Source organism: Mesobacillus thioparans (assembly GCF_965138835.1).
GTDB lineage: Bacteria > Bacillota > Bacilli > Bacillales > Cytobacillaceae > Mesobacillus > Mesobacillus thioparans.
Map to the genome: position 1 here is coordinate 1 of NZ_CBCSFH010000033.1, position 487 is coordinate 487.

At 53.4% G+C, this 487-nt stretch carries 1 rRNA gene; it reads right to left on the reverse strand.

Going from position 1 to position 487, the window contains the following annotated elements:
• A 16S ribosomal RNA gene (locus ACNAZ4_RS23775) occupies window positions 1–464 on the reverse strand; the annotation flags it as partial.
• Window positions 465–487: the final 23 nt, after the last annotated feature.

Consider the following 487-nt stretch of genomic DNA (forward strand, 5'->3'; position numbering starts at 1 on the left):
TACTTGTTCTTCCCTGACAACAGAACTTTACGACCCGAAAGCCTTCATCGTTCACGCGGCGTTGCTCCGTCAGACTTTCGTCCATTGCGGAAGATTCCCTACTGCTGCCTCCCGTAGGAGTCTGGGCCGTGTCTCAGTCCCAGTGTGGCCGATCACCCTCTCAGGTCGGCTACGCATCGTTGCCTTGGTGAGCCGTTACCTCACCAACTAGCTAATGCGCCGCGGGCCCATCTGTAAGTGACAGCCGAAACCGTCTTTCAGCTTTCCCTCATGAGAGGGAAAGGATTATCCGGTATTAGCTCCGGTTTCCCGAAGTTATCCCAGTCTTACAGGCAGGTTGCCCACGTGTTACTCACCCGTCCGCCGCTGATCTTCAAAAGCAAGCTAATGAAGATCCGCTCGACTTGCATGTATTAGGCACGCCGCCAGCGTTCGTCCTGAGCCAGGATCAAACTCTCCAAAAAAGAGTTATGAGTTAGCTCATAAA